Here is a 15,439-nt window from a genome sequence, read left to right on the forward strand (position 1 = left end):
ACCTGACATTGCTGTTTTTCTCCACACGGCAGAACCCATTCTCTCATTTGTCTCTCCCTTTTTTCAATTTGGTATGAGATCGTCTTGCATTTGCACCATCGGAACCGGGCGAGGAGCGAGCGACAAACAGATCGCATGGTCATCAGGGTAATACAGTTTCCCCTCTCCGGCAGGATGTTGAAACTGTTCGACTAGAAGCGATTCCCAGCCTCGGTTTCGACTCGACAGAGTTGGCAAATTTGCGCATTCAATTTTAGAATTGGTCCTTATTTCATGCTCCAAACCCAATGCGGCTGTTTTTGATTGTAGAGGGTTTTGAAAAGGTCGCAAGATTTGAACAGTGGCGCAAGAATTAGATAGCCGCATTCGCATTGCTTCCCTAAGCTAGAGCCATGATGGTTCGGGATAAACGAAGATGAAAGTATTAATTTTTGGTGCAACTGGAAGTATCGGTCGCCAACTGGTTCAGCAAGCCCTTGAGCAGGGTCATCTCGTGACTGCGTTTGTCCGTAATCCAGCCAAGTTGAACCTCCAGCACGCAAATCTTAAGATTGTGCAAGGAGATGTCTTAGATTCGGTGGCGGTAGAACAAGCGGTTCAAGGTCAAGATGCAGTGCTGTGTAGCTTAGGGTCAGGTCAGCAGCGGACGGGCACAATTCGATCTGAGGGCACGCGACAGATTGTCAGAGCGATGGAGAAAACCAGAGTGCGGCGATTGATCTGTCAAACCACGCTAGGTGTAGGAGAGAGCCAGGGAAATCTAAATTTCTTCTGGAAATACATCATGTTTGGATTCCTGCTGCGTCAAGTATTTTTGGATCATGTTCGACAAGAGGAATTTGTGAAGCAAAGTCACTTGGATTGGACAATTGTGCGTCCGAGTACATTTGTGGATGGCGATAGCTCCGCTACACAGGGACATGCTCGCACAGGCATCTATCGACATGGTTTTGCCGGAACCGATAAAATTCCAAATCTCACCATTTCACGAGCTGACGTTGCTGATTTCATGTTGAAGCAGCTGACGGATGATTCGTATTTACATCAGACTCCTGGTGTTTCGCACTAAGAATAAACAATCAGCATGAACACTTTCTTGATCTTGAAGTTGATTGCGGGTGCTCCGCAGTTGCGCTTTGCGCTAATCGCAGGAAGTCTGTGCGCACTATGCGAGGGCTAGCGAGGCAAGGGCTGACTGAAAGAGAAACCCCAAACACCAGCCGCTGTTCGCTCTTTGCGCGTGGTTAGGCACCCGAATCGGACGATGGAAGGGGACAGACTTCCATCGCTTGGATCAAGCCCTGCTCAAGCGTGAAACGGTGTCCAACGTGTTGATCGGCAAGCACGGCTCCGGTCAGATCGCGCACGACCTGATGCACCTTGACCCAGACTTGTCCATCCTCCTCCAGGTGAAAGGCAATCGGCTCAACGTGTCCATCAATCTCGCTCCACTGCTCCGTCCAGTAAGCGCGGACTTCTTCAGATCCACGGACAAACCCCCCTTTGAATGCCCTCGGCCAGGTTACGTCGGGAGACATAAGGGCAAGGACGGCATCAGTGTCTCGTGCATTAAAGGCAGCGTACGCTGCGCGTAGCAGTTCGATTTCTGGTGAAGACTGATCTAGCATAAAAGTGATGGTGAGGGATGATGATGGTGAGGGACGATCTTCAGATCGCGAATATACGCCTCGTTCCTGTCGCACCGAAAACGAGAACGGTTTTGTCCTGTTCTTAGCTAGCGGTGACTAATTCAGATGCAGTTTGGAGGGTTGAAAGCTCCGCCTTACGTAATTCCCAAGGGTTGATTACTTGGTCAATCAACCCATAGGCAACTACCTCCTCTGCTGACATGTAGAAATCGCGCTCCGTATCTTGCTCAATCCGCAAGAGCGATTGCCCTGTATAGTCCGCCATCCGCTGATTGATCCGGTTCTTGGTGTAGAGAATTTCCTTCGCTTGAATCTCGATATCGACGGCTTGCCCCTGTGCGCCGCCTGATGGCTGGTGGATCATAATCCGTGAACTGGGCAAGCTGCTGCGCTTACCTTTGGTTCCGGCACCCAACAAAAACGCTCCCATACTTGCCGCAAAGCCATAGCAAATCGTACAAACATCAGGACGAATGTGGTTCATCGTGTCGTAGATACCCAACCCATCGCTCACAGAACCGCCGGGAGAATTGATGTAGAGGTAGATATCTTTGTGGGGGTCTTCGGCTTCGAGAAAGAGCAATAGCGTTAATGCCCTAAGCAACCAGTTCCAGCGCAGGCTCCAGTTCCAGTAATTGCTTGAGAAGTGACAGGCGCATCGTCCATCGGGGGCTGAAGCTTAGGTAGCTTTGCGCTTCTAAGCAATCGTGAATCACCGTCAGCTTGATCCCAGTTCCGGACGGCGCTAGCAAGAAGCGAACCCGAGCAGGTTGCGTGTGATCAAAAAACTGGAACGTATAGGAAAGTTCGTGTAGCGGCTCAGATCGCACCACTTCCCCCTTGCGTTCTGATTCTCCCTCTGAGTTGACCTGCTCAATTGGAGAACCGACTTGCCAATCGGACTGAAGTTCGCCCTCGCCCAAATATTGCTTAGTGAAGGAGTCACTGGTGATGGCATCCCAGAGTTGTTCGAGCGTTGTCGCAATGTAGGTGACATAAACAAAGGTCGGCTTACTCATGGTTGGTCTCCTGGGGATTTCCTTCGAGGGTTTGCTTCAGTTGGCTCAAGGCGTCAAGCTGAGGGCGATCGTACTTGCTGAGCCAGCGATCGTAGATCTCTTGCAGCGGCGCAGGATTGAGATAATGCAGTTTTTCTCGCCCTTGCCAGAGGGGGATGACGAGATTGGCAGCCTCTAACACTGCGAGGTGTTTACTGACCGCTTGCCGCGTCATCGTAAGGTGTTCACAGAGTTCTCCTAGGGTTTGTCCATTGTGGGTGTACAACAGATCGAGCAATTTTCTCCGACTGGGATCGCAGAGAGCTTTAAACACGGCATCCATATTTCCTATTATGCAACTAAATGGTTGCATGTCAAGTCAATCAATTAAGATCGGCATACCGCCACTTAACCTTGATGCAGGGAGGAACCCCGATGACCTTGTTCAACAATCCTGATGCAGGTATGAATTTTGGCGATCAGTGGATACAATCGCGCACCCTCTTTCTCCGACAATCCATCACCTTTGAAGTTGCCAATGAGTTGATTGCCCAACTGCTGTATTTGGATGGAGAAGACCCGGATGCTGCGATTCAACTTCGCATTCAGACCGAGGCGGGTACTGTTGCGGCAGGGCTGTCGATTTATGACACGATTCGGAGTCTGCGTGCCCCTGTGCATACGGTGTGTATGGGTGCTGCGGATGGAATTGGATCGCTCCTGTTAGCGATCGGGGTTAAGGGTAATCGCGCTGCTCACCCTCACGCCCGCATTCGACTCGCACAGCCCGAAGCCAGATCTGTCGGGGGAACTGTCCACGAGATCGAGGCAGCAGCAAGGGAAGTCTTTCGGCAACGGCATCGGCTGTACGAACTGTATGCCGATGCGACTGGACAATCGATCGAACGAATTGCGGAAGAGAGTGCGCGTCAGTCTTTTCTGTCAGCAACGGATGCCCAAGCTTACGGGCTTATTGACCGCATCAGTTGATTCGGGATGGATCGTCGCGCACTCTCTTCTTACACGTTCATCTCTGAGTGCCCCACTGCGATCGCATCATTGCAGAAAGCTGGGCAGATTGTTGCGCGATCGCGGCATCCCAATCGCCATTGTTCCGTGAGTGTCGAGTGCTAAAGCAAGATAGCTATTGGGATGATAGGGAAAGGGAATCGATTGTCCTTATAAAATTTCTGCTAGCACTTGGCTGACGTGTGAGGGATTGTGAACTGCGATCGAAATGTGATGAATCATGATTAATTGACCAAAGATAACGTATAAAAATCAGAGCGAAGCAACTAACTTTCCGTAGTGTTCGAGATAAAATTTTGGAGGTTTTGCGATCGAGCGAACTGATTCCCGATTGGCGACTGTTTTTCGCCACTGGTGAAGTCGATCGAGATGAGTTGGGAACTTGAATCCGCAAAAATGCTCTAATACGGATACCTGTTCAAACCAGGGATAGTAAGTTAGATCAACTAGACTCATTTCCGAACCTAGCCAGTAGGGTTCTGCGGCTGTTAATTTTTGCAGTCCCTCTTGCTCGATCCATTGCAAGCAGTCAGTTAGCTCTTTACCCAACTTCGCTTGCTGTAATGGATCGGAGGTGAACAGTAATTTGTGAGTGACTGCAAACAATCGGGTATCCGCAAAATGAATCCAAAGACGGGCTTGAGCGCGTAGCATCGGACCTTTGGGCAACAATGGAGGCATAGGAAATTCTTCCTCTAGATATTCGTTGATCACGGCAGATTGCCAAAGTCGATGAGTCCCATACTTGAGTGCAGGAACTTTGCCAGTGGGAGAAATTTTCTCAAAGTTAGCAGGCTTGTTGTGCAGGTCAATTTCGATCAGGGTAAATGGGATTTGCTTTTCAATCAGCGTTAAGCGCGATCGATGAGCATAAGGACACAATCTCATGCTGTAAAGTTCAACGTGACTCATTGGGAACCCCCTTGCTAAAAATTTGGCTTTTGTCTTGTACACGTCGAGTTAGAAGCGGTTTGGTCTAGCGGCATTGACTGTTTCTTGCCGAGGATGCTACACAAAAGCCATCATTTGGAGTCCCCCAATTACAAGGATAAGTAGCATTCAGGTCAGGGTGAAGTTGCATCTAGTTTGAACAGTGCCTTCAAATTGTCGGGCTGTACGAGGGTCAGATACTGCTCTACTAAATTGGGGGGCAACAACTCCAGCATGATTTCGTTCTCAATCCAGAATTCAATCAGATCGAAGAGTCCCTCGCGGTTACAGCGCACAGCCCGCCAGCCTTCTCGTTGTGCGATCGCATAAATTTGCGCTTCGCTAGTGGGAACTGCCAGGTTGACGTGCGTTGCGCTGTAGTTAGCGGCAGTCAGATCAGCGTGACTAAACTGAACGGGTTGATCGTCTGATCGCGGTTGCAGAACGGTTCCCTTTGGAAAAAATTCGATCGCTGAGCCATAGGGGTCAAAGCTCAGGGCAACAAAGCTATCAGAATGCCACGGAAAAGGAATCACTTTGCCTTGCCACAATTCGGCGACGACTTCGGCAACATGGAGCGGATTACGAACGGCAAATGAGAGATGATGCAACATAGAAACCTCCAAAAAAACAAATGTTGTGTTGCGAATAATTCAATACACGAACTCAGTTCACCAAGTATGCTTACCCGTATGGGTACTATGTGGTGTATCTCTTTCGAGGTAACGATAGCTTTTTGGTTTAAGCAATATAAATCAGCCATTGCCGAAATTTATTGATGGTGTTGTTGCGCAGTTGCGATCCATAATTTATTGATGGTGTTGTTGCGCAGTTGCGATCCATTCAAGGAGTTGCCGCGGTTCCTTCGGAGTTGCGCTCTGCGCTAATCGCGCTAGGGGATTCAAGCGCAAGAGGCACCCATTTTTAGATCACAATTCACGTCGCATCACAAGTTCGCCATCCTCTGCTTGTCCGGTGTAAGCAAAACCCATCTTCTCGTAGAACGGACCAGGACCCCCTTTGGCTGGTACACAACTTGTTTCGACCGCCTCCGCTCCAGGGCGCGTCTTGACGTACGCGAAAAACAACTCCAGCGCCTTTCGCCCGTACCCACGCCCCTGGTATTGCTCACCGATCATAAAGCGCCACAAAAAGTACTCTTGCTGAGCGATGTCGTCTTCCAACATCAAAAAACCGACTGGCACATCACCCGCATAGATCGCGCGGAACCAAGCAACCTCTGGGTTGAAATGCGCTTCTGCGATCGACATGGCGTTGGATGCCACGAACTGCTCTTGGTCTGGAGCTACTTTTAAGCAGAGAATATCACGCCAGTTTTCCTTAGTAATCTCGCGCAGCGTTACTTCAAGGTCGGACTTGGACATACAGACGACTCTCCCTCAATCATGCCTTTTAACTCTTTTCGCGGAATTCCCCATCCGCCTACCCGGCTTCGGCGGCAGCGCCTGCAAGAACAGGGAGACGATCGGCGGCTCTTCGAGGGTGAGCGAATGGTACACCACTAATGTCAATCTCTTGCTGATTCATAGGTGCATTGATTCTCGACGATCGATGGGTGCATAAGTGTTGTGACCTACTGGCAGATTATGTTCCCCAAGCGGCGTTTTGTAGAATGACATGATACCCGTCTGGATCTTCAAATGTGACTCCACTTGTCTCCCAGTAAGGATTGTAGGATTTTACAGGCTCGTACCCGGTTGCTTCCATCTGCTCAACAGCACGTTGCCACTCTTGCTGATCCGGAAGGTAAAAAACAATCAAATGATCTTGGGTTGGAGCGCGACCGACGAGGTGTTCCCGCTGCTGCGTAAATTCAAAGTGGTAAGGCTCTCCTGGGATACCAACCATGACACCATCAAATCCCTCATGATTCTCAAACCGATAGAGAATCTGCAATCCCAAACCGTCTGTGTAAAATCTGACGACTTGACCTAATTGATCGGTTGGGCGAGCAACACGTATAATCTTGCCTTGAACCATGAAACCTCCCTCAAAGTCCTATCAGTACAGAGACAAAGTACATGAAAAATATGCTTAGATCGCTCAAGTCTCAAAGAGAAATTGCGATAGATGAGATGGCATCGATTGCTTGTGTACAAGCTGACCCCTTGCGAGATACTCAAGTTCTTCGGGGGTTGATTGACGTTCTAGAGCTTGATTGCGATGAGGATGACGACCGAATTGAGTCAAGACATCTTGATGTCGGCGTGCTTGCGCTGCGGAGAACTCTAGTAATGCACGATGCTCTTGTGATGCCTCCTGCATAAGATCGTCCGCAAGTTTAACTGCTAGTGCTAAGTTCCTAAGATCCTCAGAATGCCCCAACGGTAGGAAGAAGAAGGTTCTCTCCCAAGGGGTTTTAAGAGCTTCATAGTGTCCCATGCTGATACCTTCAAGCGTCAGCTTACAAGCTTTCAGGTCCTGCACGAACGCTTGTGCCGTGCCTGGATGGATTGAGCGCGAGAACTGGTCGAGGACGAGAATTAGGGCCAGCCGTGATCGTGGCTGATGAGACCAAGCATCTAGTTCTCCCCGTATGGCTTGTTCTAGCAGTGGTGAAAAATGCTCAATTATTTCAACATTCGCCCCGCCGCAAAACCACCATTCCCAACGACGAACCATCGTTGCTTCACTGAGACTTGGTTGGCTTGGAAACCAGAACCGAAGAACGTCTTCGTATTTTGCAGTTATCAAGGTAAACCTCTCTTAACTCTGTCGCAGAATTGTAAGTCAGGCATCATTTTGATATCTAAATCACCCCATCGGGTAGTTCGTGGAAATCCGTTGAGGGTTGCGCTCCTGTGGTTTCAATCATAGATACATTCCTTTTTTAGTTGTTTGAAGTGTGTTGGGTCATGTTGAGCAGGGATCTGCGATTACCCGTAGGGGAACTGCTTCGCAACGCGGCTGTCGAGCCGTTGAAATCAGTTTGCTAAGTGGAGTTAAACCCTCTGACGATGGGTTCACCCCACTTATGCATCAGCCTGCTACACCTTCCGAACAAAGAAGTACAACCGATAGCGTCCCTCACTGTTACTGCCTAGCTCCCAGGTAAAGTCAGACGCCGGATCACCCCCTTCATCCTGCCTTGCCATTCGGATCAAGTAATCCTGAGTCAGCAATTCAGCGCGTCTCCCAACATCATCATCATCCGCTCCAACCAGTTCGCTGAGCTTATTAGACAACAGTTTCACGACTTCAGGCGGCACTGACACGCCTCCCGTTTGACTCGCAAGCGCTGCGTTCCCCACATCCAGAATCGACTTGAACGCGCCGGAAAAAGCGTGCGGATCGCCTTCATCATGTTCGCGAATTACGACTGCAAGAATCACATCTCGTGCAGTTCCAGAATAAAGTCGCTTGGCAAAGCGCGTCACTTCCCCCTTGTCCACATCTCCAATCACACCCGTTTCATGGGGCATTTGAGGCTGCCCAGAAGTAGAAACCCCTAAGAACAGATAAGGCTCATCGCTGCCTGATATTTCATTGGACTCCTCAAGACATTTGAAACCCGAAAACCACAGTTCTATGTTGACGGGATAGAGGGTGGTTTTTGTGCCGCCTTCGGGTGTCCAGCGAATTTCTCCACCTTCAAAGCGGCTGTGTCTCCCCCTGCCATTTGTGCCTTCTGTAACCAATTCATCAGTCAGCGGGTACCCTAATCTGCCGCGCTCCCAGCCTTGGTCTGCCCACGCGCCCCGAATGTAGCCTTTGACAATGTGTGCGCCCGTGTTAGGCGTCCAGTAAATCGATGCATTATTTTCAAAGTGGTTGTAGCGCCCAATACGATCGGGCGTCTCGGTTTCATCTGTGACCGGAAATCCTAGTTCGCCAACATCCCACTTCTGTTCTCCCCACTTGGCATAGATCAAACCATAAACGGCGAAGGCTTCCGCAGATCCTGATTTCCAAATGATCGTGCCATTTTGGAAATTGTTGAATCGACCTTTGCCGCTGCCTGCATTTAACTCGTCTGTTGTCGGATAACCCAGCGCACTTTTTTCCCAGCCCAATGCTGCCCACTTGGTTCGGATCAGTCCATGAATCAACTGTGCGCCTGTTTGCGGACTCCAGTAGATCGATGCGCCTTGATAGTGGCGATAGTACCCAACTCCATCGGGGCACGCTTGTTCTGCGGTCGTGGGTTGTCCAATCCAGGCATTTGCGCCGATCAGTTGAGTGTACTTGGTGTCAATAGCAGAAGCCATCACAAGTCTCCTTAAAGTTGTATTTTGCAATAGATTAGAACGGGCGAAGTTGATCTAGCCAAAGTCGTGCTTCAGCTTCAGAAGATGAGTAGAGGGTGCGATTGCAGACGGGATCATAGGCTAACCACCATTCCCTACCTTGGCGATCGCGGTGTTGCCGAATCACAGGTTCCCTGTAGCCATTACGGTTATCTAGCAGTTTCAGCCAAATTCGGATCAGCCAGAATTGCCGTTGTACTCGTTGCGGTTTTTTGCACCGCGACCGCACTGTTTGAATTAAAGTCATGATTACTCCTCAGACTCTATTCGCTGTAAATCTTTTTCCAAAGCAGTCGGCGACCTTACATCAGAGCGTTGCGCTTTCGGTTCCGATCTCTATCAAGATAACGAGGGAGATTTGCTTTGTCGTTAGAGGAAAAGTGAGGAATTTCGCTGCCAAAAGTTGAGGGATGTTCAAGCCTCAAAGCAGAATTGCACCTCAATTTTCAATTCAGTTTGACAGGCACGGACAGGCGGAAAAGGCTGCGATGATTAAGCTTTAGGCAACGTCACCAAGGGCTTCAAAAGTTGAGGTAAGATGCAGGCAGAGCCACCCTCCAGCGGCAAATAAAATGGAAACTGAGCAGGTGTTAACTCTCGCCAACTCAGCCGTATTTGCCCACAGCGGTAAGCGACTGAGCGAAGTTGAAGCAGCGATTCTCCTGGGTTCTGTGCAGCGCCACACCTATGAGCAGATTGCTGTCTCGACGGGCTATGCCGAAAGCTATCTCAAATATGATGTTGGACCAAAATTATGGAAGCGATTAGGGCAAGCGTTGGGAGAAGCCGTGAGCAAGACTCACTTCCAAGCCGCTCTAGAGCACTATTGGCACTGTTCGCTCATCGCTGAAACCCAGATTCAACCCTTAACGGCTCTATCAAAACCGCAAATAGATTGGGGGGAAGGCGCGGATGTCTCTAGTTTCTATGGCAGATCGCTGGAACTCACAACCTTAACCGAGTGGATCGTGACCGATCAGTGTCGTCTGATTGTCGTTTTAGGAATGGGAGGCATTGGCAAAACCTCGCTCTCTGTAAAGGCAGCGCAGCAAATTCTAGCGGCGTCTGGTCAGGCGTTTGATTTTGTGATTTGGCGATCGCTGCGAAATGCGCCGCCTTTGGAAACTCTGCTTGCCGAACTCGTTCCATTTCTCTCAAATCAGCAAGACCCCCAAGCTGCGCTGAATCGATTGATGGTGCATTTGAGGTCGTCCCGTTGCTTGATTATTCTGGACAATTTAGAAACGATTTTGCAGCAAGGTCATCAGGTTGGACAGTTTCGAGCAGGTTATGAGCACTACGAAGAATTCTTGCGCTGCGTGAGTGAGGCTGATCATCGAAGTTGCGTGCTGCTGACGAGCCGAGAGAAACCTGCGATCGCGGCTGTCTTTGAAGGGACTGATCTGAAGGTGCGATCGCTGCCACTGAAAGGGTCAGCACCTGCTAGTCAGGGAATTTTGCAAGCAAAAGGGTTGCAGGGAACAGAGCCACAGAAACGGTTGCTGTGCGATCGCTATGGCAACAGTCCACTGGCGCTAAAAATTGTTGCGACTTCCATTCAGGATTTGTTTGAGGGCAACATTGCAACATTTTTAGAGGAAGACGCACTCATTTTCAACGGCATTCGCCGCTTACTCGATCAACAGTTTGCGCGACTCTCAGAACTCGAAACAACGATTATGTATTGGTTAACCATCAATCGAGACTGGACGAGTGTGAGCGAACTACATGCTGATATACTGCCTCAAATTCCGAGAATGCGCATCCTGGAAGCAGTGGAAACCTTAGTTTGGCGATCGCTGATTGAGAAGCAATCGGGCAGCTATACGCAACAGCCTGTTGTAATGGAATACGTTACAGAACGCTTCACTGAGCAGATTGCGATAGAACTAGCAACACAAGAATTATCCTGCTTCAATCGCTATGCACTGATCAAAACAACTGTAAAAGACTATATTCGGGAGAGTCAGTTTCGATTAATTGTAGAAGGAGTTGTGAATCAACTTCAACATAGATTAGCTTCTACATCGCTGAAGCAACATCTTCAAGCGATTCTCCAAAAGTTGCATCAGGAACCGATGCTCAGGTTAGGCTATACAAGCGGCAACTTGATCAATCTCTGCGCTCATTTACAACTCGATCTAACAGAGTATAATTTTTCCAGACTGACGATTCGGCACGCCTATCTGCAAGCGATCCACCTGCGCCGAGTTAACTTCGCCCACGCAACCTTCGCTCAATCTATTTTTACTCAGGCGTTTGGCAATCTTTTATGCGTCGCAGTTAGCCCAAATGGACAGTACATTGCGGCTGGAGATGCCAGTAATCAAATTCGGCTCTGGCGAGTCAGTGACGGTCAGCTTCTGCTAAACTGCCAAGGACATTCCGACTGGGTTCGGTCTGTTGTTTTCGGGGCAGAGGGTAAAACTCTCATCAGCGGCAGCGACGATCAAACGATTCGCTGCTGGGATATCCAATCCGGTCACTGTTCCAAAATTCTCTCCAGTCCCGCAAGTCGTTTTGCTTCTTTAGCCCTGGGTGCGGACGGGCGGACACTCGTTAGCAGCGGGGAAGACGGTATCGTGCGGCTCTGGAATCTTGAGACTAGCGAGTGTGTGAAAACGTTTGAGGGGCATACTCAACAAATTTGGTCAGTCGCATTAAGTCCAGATGGAAACGCGATCGCAAGTGGTAGCGAAGATCAAACGCTCCGTCTGTGGGACATCAGAACTGGGCAATGCTTAAACCTATTTGAGGGGCATACGAATTGGATACAGTCCGTTGCGTTTAGTCCAGATGGGCAAATGCTGGTCAGTGGAAGTCACGATCGCACCGCAAAGCTCTGGGATGTCACCACGGGCAACTGTCTCAAAACCTTAGTCGGGCATACAAATTGGGTATGGTCTGTTGCATTTAGCCCGAATGGTCACACTTTAGCCACTGCGAGTGAAGATCAGACGATTCGAGTCTGGCAAGTGAGCACAGGTCAATGCTTGAAAACGCTAGCAGGACATACGAACCGGATTTGGTCGATTGCCTTTAGCCCACAGGAGCAAATTTTGGTGAGTGGCAGTGATGATCAATCTTTGAAACTTTGGGATGTCCATCTAGGGCAATGCTTAAAGACCTGGCAAGGACATACTTACAAAATTTTTCCGGTGGCTTACAGTCCTGATGGGAAACTACTAGCAAGTAGTGGAGATGAGCAAGTCATCCGACTCTGGCAAGTCGAGACAGGCGATTGCTGCTGTACCCTGGAAAATCAGGGGAGTCGGCTAGAGTCACTTGCCTTCAGCCCAGATGGTCGTACTCTGATGAGCGGTGGAGAAGATAAACTGATCCGGCTATGGGATGTTCAAACAAAACAATGTCTTCAAGTCTTTCAAGGGCATTCCAAGCAAGTTTGGACTGTTGCCTTTCATCCTACAGAGCACCGCTTTGCTAGCAGTGGTGAAGACGGCACAATTTGGCTCTGGGACCTTGATACAGGACAATGTTTGCAGATTCTGGAGGGACATACGAACTGGATTTTAACCATTAGCTTTAGCCCAAATGGGTGTTATCTCGCCAGTGCAAGCCACGATCAAACCGTCAAACTTTGGGATGCAAGGACTGGACAACTCCTGAAAACGCTACAAGGACACACGAATGCGGTTTTGGGCGTTGCATTTAGTGCCGAGAGCCGTTTACTAGTGAGCAGTTCTTTCGATCAGCGCATTAAACTCTGGGATATCGAGACGGGCAACTGCTTGAGAACCTTAGAAGGACATACAGACTCGATCATCCCAGTGAGTTGCCATCCTCATCGACCGGTGATCGCGAGCGGCGCTGTCGATCACCAGATTAAACTTTGGGATATGCAGACAGGGCGCTGTCTCAGAACCTTAGACGGGCACACTGGACTGATCTACTCGCTCAGTTTCAGTCCCGAAGGTCGAACGTTTGCTAGTGGCAGTTGGGATGAAACCATCAAGCTCTGGGATATTGAGACAGGGATCTGTTTGAAAACCTTGAGACCCGATCGCCCTTATGAAGGCATGAATATTACAGGCACTAAAGGGTTAACCGTTGCTCAGCAAACGTCCCTCAAAGCACTGGGTGCGACTAGCGCAGAGCGCAACTCTGGAGAAGCCGCTTAATCAATTCAAGATTTAGAGGTGGACAAATTGCGCAATTTCTAGACGAGATGCGTAATCAACGCAGGGTTTCTTAGCGATCGCCCCCAACAGATTGCGCAATTTCTGGACCAGATCAGCAGTCAACGCTCCGAGACTCCACTTTGATGCAAGCTATACTCTCACTACTGTTTATCTTGAAGCGAACCTTGTGAACAATCCACTCAATCAAGACCAAGCACTCGCGCGGATAGAAGCCGTCTTTAATGCTGCCTCAGATTACTTTGATGCGCCAGCATTATCATTCTGGAATCGTTTTGGACAACGGACGATCGATCAACTCTCTCTACGTTCTGGAGATTGCGTCTTAGATGTTGGCTGTGGTTCTGGTGCATCGGCAATTCCATCTGCCATCCGCGTCGGTTCTACGGGGCAGGTTCTCGCGATTGATCTGGCTGAGTCACTGCTCCAACTCGGGCGTCAGAAAGCCCAACAGCAAGGGCGGCACAATATCGAGTTTCGGGCTGGGAATTTTGAAACGCTGGGATTGCCCGACGCAAGTTTTGATGCGATCGCTTGCGTGTTCGGAATCTTCTTTGTGCCCGATATGGTAGCTGCGGTTCGGGAACTGTGGCGGATGCTGCGTCCCGGTGGCAAGCTGGCGATTACGTCTTGGGGTGAGAAGGTGTTTGAACCTGCCAATCGAGTGTTTTGGGACGCGATTCGTGCGGAGCGCCCTGACTTGGTAAAGCAATTCACTCCGTGGGATCGGATTCGTGAACCCGATCTCCTTAAAGCACTGCTAGAGGAAGGAGGAGCAACCCAAGTGGAGGTTTTCGCGGAAGCCGCAACACACGCACTGGAGACGCCAGAAGATTGGTGGACGATGTGTATGGGCGGCGGATATCAAGGCACGATTGACCAACTGGATGTGGCGGCTCAGGAACGGGTGCGCCAGACGAGTTTGCAATTCCTTCAGCAGCAGCAGATTCGGGCATTGGAGGTGAATGTGTTGTATGCGATTAGCGCGAAGCGCAACTCCAAAGGAACCGCACGCAAATAATCGAGTGACAGTTGAGCCATCCTTCGGAGCTTCGCGAAAAGCGTATCCATCCACTCCCGACTCTCGCACCCGACTCCAAGATGAGCGAGTGGAGAGAGAATCGGTTGAACGGAGGCAGTCTGAATCAGCACAATCACAAACGGGCGAGTTTGGTCAGAGAGCCAAACTACAGTCGCGCCAGTGGCTGCATCAATACGCTAATGCACCACCTGCATTCCAGCATAGGTGGAATAAAATTCGATACTGCGATCGACATCCGAAGCAGGCAACGCAATATGAGACAGTCCAACATCAATTTTGTTAGCAGTCATCGTTTATTCTCTTTTTGCTTCAAGATTTACGTGCAATCAATGCAGCATGAGCAGGTGGCAATTTGCTCGCTCCGAACGTGCTGTGAGATGAACGCCGCAATATCTCGCAGAAATGTCGAATTGGAGATGCCAGATGCTCCCCAGGCGACGAGCAGTGCAGTCGGACTGATGCGATCGGAGTGAGGGGTTTGAGACATAGTGATGGCAGCGTCTTTATGAGTCCTATTAAGTTCGGAATTCAGTTGCCCCCGCGCTACGATCGCAAACTGCGGCTTTGGGCAAAGCTCAAGGGGGCAGCAAGGGCGACTCTTGCTGCCAATATTATCCAAGCCAGGATTGAGGCGAACTGGGCAGATATTGATCAGGAATTAAACGGCATTGCCGCAGAGCAAGGGATTAGCAGACAAGAGTTAGAAGCGCAGATGTTAAACGGAGGGGACGAAGATGACAGTCTTTGATCTTGACCACACTCAGCGCGATTGCGATTCTCTGCAAGTCCGCTTGATGTGTGGCAATCCATCTCATGATGTATGGGCGTCGTATCGAAAGGTTTGCGGCATTGCGTCTCACCAGCGCCGCTTGACTCGCTATGAAACCATGCTGCTATTGGCAAGATCGCGATTGCGTTGCAAGAAAGGCGTGACTAAATCCGATGCGATCGCGGAAGCCAATCGCCTTTTAAGAGTGACTCAGGTTGTGCGATCGCTTGAAGTGTTAACGGGTTCAGAAGGTCGCGACGGAAAAGAGTTGCCCGGTGTGATTGCAGAACTAACCGGACGGTCTATCTCGTTTAGTACGCTCTATCGATTAGGGAAGCAACCGAAGCTACCAAAGTTCTCAAAGAGCCGAAGCTATTCAGCAGAGCAGGTTCGCCGTTACATTCGAGCCGTTGCGTGAAACGAAATTATCCCAAAGATCAGGCTGGAAAGCTTCAATGCCTTGTTCTACCGTCTCTTCAAACCGAATTTAAGGCAATTTAGTGCCCTATCCCAAAGATAAACTCGCCGCGATCGCAGATGCTTGAGAATAGGGCAGCATCAATATTCGACTGGGTGCGGCTCTCGGCTTATCTTGGA

General features: G+C 49.8%; 20 protein-coding genes. 7 read left to right on the forward strand and 13 right to left on the reverse strand.

Going from position 1 to position 15,439, the window contains the following annotated elements:
* Positions 1-415: 415 nt before the first annotated feature.
* Positions 416-1,069 (forward strand): NAD(P)-dependent oxidoreductase, encoded by a 654-nt coding sequence (locus tag GS601_RS19570; RefSeq protein WP_162424978.1) that lies wholly within the window; start codon positions 416-418, stop codon positions 1,067-1,069.
* A 175-nt stretch (positions 1,070-1,244) separates the two neighbouring features.
* On the opposite strand, the gene GS601_RS19575 is transcribed toward GS601_RS19570, so the two are convergent.
* The 4 genes from GS601_RS19575 to GS601_RS19590 all read right to left on the reverse strand — a co-directional run bounded on the left by GS601_RS19575 (position 1,245) and on the right by GS601_RS19590 (position 2,990).
* The gene (locus GS601_RS19575) at positions 1,245-1,628 is read right to left on the reverse strand and encodes a nuclear transport factor 2 family protein (protein ID WP_162424979.1); all 384 of its coding nucleotides are present in this window, start codon (positions 1,626-1,628) and stop codon (positions 1,245-1,247) included.
* 103 nt (positions 1,629-1,731) lie between these two features.
* The gene (locus GS601_RS19580; RefSeq protein WP_238393392.1) at positions 1,732-2,253 is read right to left on the reverse strand and encodes an ATP-dependent Clp protease proteolytic subunit; all 522 of its coding nucleotides are present in this window, start codon (positions 2,251-2,253) and stop codon (positions 1,732-1,734) included.
* On the reverse strand, positions 2,246-2,668 hold the full coding sequence (locus GS601_RS19585; protein ID WP_162424980.1) for an SRPBCC domain-containing protein: 423 nt from the start codon (positions 2,666-2,668) through the stop codon (positions 2,246-2,248). Before GS601_RS19585 ends, GS601_RS19580 begins: the two co-directional genes overlap by 8 nt.
* A complete protein-coding gene (locus GS601_RS19590; protein ID WP_162424981.1) occupies positions 2,661-2,990 on the reverse strand; it encodes an ArsR/SmtB family transcription factor in 330 nt (109 codons plus the stop codon). Before GS601_RS19590 ends, GS601_RS19585 begins: the two co-directional genes overlap by 8 nt.
* A 92-nt stretch (positions 2,991-3,082) precedes the next feature.
* Here GS601_RS19590 and GS601_RS19595 point away from each other — a divergent pair, with 92 nt between their 5' ends.
* A complete protein-coding gene (locus tag GS601_RS19595) occupies positions 3,083-3,637 on the forward strand; it encodes an ATP-dependent Clp protease proteolytic subunit (protein ID WP_162424982.1) in 555 nt (184 codons plus the stop codon).
* Positions 3,638-3,643: 6 nt separating this feature from the next.
* Positions 3,644-3,781 carry a hypothetical protein gene (locus GS601_RS19600; RefSeq protein WP_162424983.1) on the forward strand — a complete coding sequence of 46 codons (138 nt, stop codon included), beginning with the start codon at positions 3,644-3,646 and terminating at the stop codon, positions 3,779-3,781.
* 147 nt (positions 3,782-3,928) lie between these two features.
* Here the strand turns inward: GS601_RS19600 and GS601_RS19605 are convergent, their stop codons facing one another.
* From GS601_RS19605 to GS601_RS19635, 7 genes are all read right to left on the reverse strand, one after another.
* Positions 3,929-4,588, reverse strand: coding sequence for a glutathione S-transferase family protein (locus GS601_RS19605; protein WP_162424984.1), 660 nt, complete (start codon positions 4,586-4,588; stop codon positions 3,929-3,931).
* Positions 4,589-4,740: 152 nt separating this feature from the next.
* On the reverse strand, positions 4,741-5,220 hold the full coding sequence (locus GS601_RS19610) for a hypothetical protein (protein ID WP_162424985.1): 480 nt from the start codon (positions 5,218-5,220) through the stop codon (positions 4,741-4,743).
* A 315-nt stretch (positions 5,221-5,535) separates the two neighbouring features.
* Complete coding sequence (locus GS601_RS19615; RefSeq protein ID WP_162424986.1) at positions 5,536-5,991, reverse strand: GNAT family N-acetyltransferase; 456 nt, start codon at positions 5,989-5,991, stop codon at positions 5,536-5,538.
* A 220-nt stretch (positions 5,992-6,211) separates the two neighbouring features.
* Positions 6,212-6,607, reverse strand: coding sequence for a VOC family protein (locus GS601_RS19620; RefSeq protein ID WP_162424987.1), 396 nt, complete (start codon positions 6,605-6,607; stop codon positions 6,212-6,214).
* A gap of 63 nt (positions 6,608-6,670) precedes the next feature.
* The gene (locus GS601_RS19625; protein ID WP_162424988.1) at positions 6,671-7,321 is read right to left on the reverse strand and encodes a DUF924 family protein; all 651 of its coding nucleotides are present in this window, start codon (positions 7,319-7,321) and stop codon (positions 6,671-6,673) included.
* A 293-nt stretch (positions 7,322-7,614) separates the two neighbouring features.
* Complete coding sequence (locus tag GS601_RS19630; RefSeq protein ID WP_162424989.1) at positions 7,615-8,835, reverse strand: LGFP repeat-containing protein; 1,221 nt, start codon at positions 8,833-8,835, stop codon at positions 7,615-7,617.
* Between the two features lie 34 nt (positions 8,836-8,869).
* Entirely contained in the window at positions 8,870-9,121 is a 252-nt protein-coding gene (locus GS601_RS19635; protein ID WP_162424990.1) for a hypothetical protein, read from the reverse strand.
* 325 nt (positions 9,122-9,446) lie between these two features.
* On the opposite strand from GS601_RS19635, the gene GS601_RS19640 reads away from it, so the two are divergent.
* Positions 9,447-13,013 carry a WD40 domain-containing protein gene (locus GS601_RS19640; RefSeq protein ID WP_162424991.1) on the forward strand — a complete coding sequence of 1,189 codons (3,567 nt, stop codon included), beginning with the start codon at positions 9,447-9,449 and terminating at the stop codon, positions 13,011-13,013.
* Between the two features lie 187 nt (positions 13,014-13,200).
* A complete protein-coding gene (locus tag GS601_RS19645) occupies positions 13,201-14,052 on the forward strand; it encodes a class I SAM-dependent methyltransferase (protein WP_162424992.1) in 852 nt (283 codons plus the stop codon).
* A 197-nt stretch (positions 14,053-14,249) separates the two neighbouring features.
* On the opposite strand, the gene GS601_RS23375 is transcribed toward GS601_RS19645, so the two are convergent.
* Both GS601_RS23375 and GS601_RS19655 read right to left on the reverse strand, forming a co-directional pair.
* Positions 14,250-14,363 carry a VOC family protein gene (locus tag GS601_RS23375; protein ID WP_238393393.1) on the reverse strand — a complete coding sequence of 38 codons (114 nt, stop codon included), beginning with the start codon at positions 14,361-14,363 and terminating at the stop codon, positions 14,250-14,252.
* A 26-nt stretch (positions 14,364-14,389) separates the two neighbouring features.
* The gene (locus tag GS601_RS19655) at positions 14,390-14,560 is read right to left on the reverse strand and encodes a hypothetical protein (RefSeq protein ID WP_162424993.1); all 171 of its coding nucleotides are present in this window, start codon (positions 14,558-14,560) and stop codon (positions 14,390-14,392) included.
* Between the two features lie 18 nt (positions 14,561-14,578).
* Here GS601_RS19655 and GS601_RS19660 point away from each other — a divergent pair, with 18 nt between their 5' ends.
* Entirely contained in the window at positions 14,579-14,821 is a 243-nt protein-coding gene (locus tag GS601_RS19660; RefSeq protein ID WP_162424994.1) for a hypothetical protein, read from the forward strand.
* Positions 14,808-15,260, forward strand: coding sequence for a hypothetical protein (locus GS601_RS19665; protein WP_162424995.1), 453 nt, complete (start codon positions 14,808-14,810; stop codon positions 15,258-15,260). The genes GS601_RS19660 and GS601_RS19665 overlap by 14 nt, the downstream gene beginning before the upstream one ends.
* The last annotated feature ends 179 nt before the right edge of the window (positions 15,261-15,439 follow it).

It is taken from the genome of Myxacorys almedinensis A, from assembly GCF_010091945.1.
GTDB lineage: Bacteria > Cyanobacteriota > Cyanobacteriia > Leptolyngbyales > Leptolyngbyaceae > Myxacorys > Myxacorys almedinensis.

Coding starts and splice junctions, on each gene's coding strand:
- GS601_RS19570 (WP_162424978.1), top strand. CDS start 416: ATGAAAGTATTAATTTTTGGTGCAACTGGAAGTATCGGTCGCCAACTG.
- GS601_RS19575 (WP_162424979.1), bottom strand. CDS start 1,628: ATGCTAGATCAGTCTTCACCAGAAATCGAACTGCTACGCGCAGCGTAC.
- GS601_RS19585 (WP_162424980.1), bottom strand. CDS start 2,668: ATGAGTAAGCCGACCTTTGTTTATGTCACCTACATTGCGACAACGCTC.
- GS601_RS19590 (WP_162424981.1), bottom strand. CDS start 2,990: ATGGATGCCGTGTTTAAAGCTCTCTGCGATCCCAGTCGGAGAAAATTG.
- GS601_RS19595 (WP_162424982.1), top strand. CDS start 3,083: ATGACCTTGTTCAACAATCCTGATGCAGGTATGAATTTTGGCGATCAG.
- GS601_RS19600 (WP_162424983.1), top strand. CDS start 3,644: ATGGATCGTCGCGCACTCTCTTCTTACACGTTCATCTCTGAGTGCCCC.
- GS601_RS19605 (WP_162424984.1), bottom strand. CDS start 4,588: ATGAGTCACGTTGAACTTTACAGCATGAGATTGTGTCCTTATGCTCAT.
- GS601_RS19610 (WP_162424985.1), bottom strand. CDS start 5,220: ATGTTGCATCATCTCTCATTTGCCGTTCGTAATCCGCTCCATGTTGCC.
- GS601_RS19615 (WP_162424986.1), bottom strand. CDS start 5,991: ATGTCCAAGTCCGACCTTGAAGTAACGCTGCGCGAGATTACTAAGGAA.
- GS601_RS19620 (WP_162424987.1), bottom strand. CDS start 6,607: ATGGTTCAAGGCAAGATTATACGTGTTGCTCGCCCAACCGATCAATTA.
- GS601_RS19630 (WP_162424989.1), bottom strand. CDS start 8,835: ATGGCTTCTGCTATTGACACCAAGTACACTCAACTGATCGGCGCAAAT.
- GS601_RS19635 (WP_162424990.1), bottom strand. CDS start 9,121: ATGACTTTAATTCAAACAGTGCGGTCGCGGTGCAAAAAACCGCAACGA.
- GS601_RS19640 (WP_162424991.1), top strand. CDS start 9,447: ATGGAAACTGAGCAGGTGTTAACTCTCGCCAACTCAGCCGTATTTGCC.
- GS601_RS23375 (WP_238393393.1), bottom strand. CDS start 14,363: ATGACTGCTAACAAAATTGATGTTGGACTGTCTCATATTGCGTTGCCT.
- GS601_RS19655 (WP_162424993.1), bottom strand. CDS start 14,560: ATGTCTCAAACCCCTCACTCCGATCGCATCAGTCCGACTGCACTGCTC.
- GS601_RS19660 (WP_162424994.1), top strand. CDS start 14,579: ATGAGTCCTATTAAGTTCGGAATTCAGTTGCCCCCGCGCTACGATCGC.
- GS601_RS19665 (WP_162424995.1), top strand. CDS start 14,808: ATGACAGTCTTTGATCTTGACCACACTCAGCGCGATTGCGATTCTCTG.